The sequence below is a fragment of the Streptomyces sp. NPDC002130 genome (genome assembly GCF_040296465.1).
Lineage (GTDB): Bacteria > Actinomycetota > Actinomycetes > Streptomycetales > Streptomycetaceae > Streptomyces.
Genome location: NZ_JBEOXI010001128.1, coordinates 1 through 1131 on the forward strand (window position 1 = coordinate 1; position 1131 = coordinate 1131).

1 protein-coding gene is annotated in these 1131 nt (G+C 59.6%); it reads right to left on the reverse strand.

Annotation, left to right across the window (positions count from 1 at the left end):
- A partial coding sequence (gene coaE, locus ABT116_RS48985) for a dephospho-CoA kinase (protein WP_351648073.1) occupies positions 1-554 on the reverse strand: 554 nt, incomplete at its 3' end.
- Positions 555-1131: the final 577 nt, after the last annotated feature.

The window sequence follows — 1131 nt, forward strand, 5'->3', positions numbered from 1 at the left end:
ACGTCGTCGAGTGAACCCGGCTCTCCGCTGTTGTCGAGCCACACGTCGGCAACAGCACGACGCTGATCGTCATTTGCCTGCGCTGCGATTCGCGCACGAGCGTCGGACTCCGGCATGCCGCGTGAGCCCACCAAACGTCGAACTCGTTCCTCCTCGTCGACGTAGACGATGACGACCAGATTGAATGCCGGCGCCATCGAACCCTCGACCAACAGCGGAATGTCCTGAACGAGCACTGCATCGGACGGCGCAGACGAGATCTGCTCCATCGTCCGCGTACCGATCAACGGGTGGAGGATGCCGTTGAGAGTGCCGCGCGAGGTGTCGTCGGCAAACGCCAACGAGGCCAGCGCAGGTCTGTTGAGGCTGCCGTCCTCGGACAGAATCCCGTCGCCGAATGCCTCGACCAGAGCGGCAAGGCCAGGAGTGCCGGGCTCGACCACTTCTCGGGCGATCAGGTCGGCATCGACGATGACGGCTCCCAGTTCGCTGAGGATTTTCGACACTGTCGACTTACCGGCTCCGATGCCTCCAGTGAGGCCTACTCTCAACACACTCGACAGTCTCTCATCTCCGCGCCCGAGAGATCGAGACACGCCTACCGATCGAACACGCCGGGGCATTCGAGGCTCAAATACCACAATTTCGGTGACTGTGCGGTTATGTTCTAGCGAACGCACCTGTACCTGCACCTTCTCGAGAAAGTGGACGCCATGCGAGCAGATCGCGACCATCACGGTCAGCACCGCCTCGGAATGCCGAACGGCGTGCACTGCATAGAGTTTCCCGAAGTTGCTTTTGCCCTGGCAGAGCACCGTCGTACGTGGTTCACGATGCTCGTGAGCCAAGGCCGACACAGCTTCGCGTCGATGCGTAAGCGCACAGCCGAAGCGACCGCCACCTACTGGGTGCCTGCTCCCGCAAACTGAGTTCTCTTCACGAAGTACAAAATGACCGGCAACCCTTCGGTGCCGGTCATTTTTGTGTTCACTCACTGAATTCTTTGTGTGCAAGTGACACTTGACAGAGAAAAGAACCCCGCCCCTGCACAGTGCAGGGGCGGGGTTCTTCACAGATCTCGCTTGATCAGATCAAGCGGTAATCCTTATGCGTTGCCCGACAGCTTCTCAC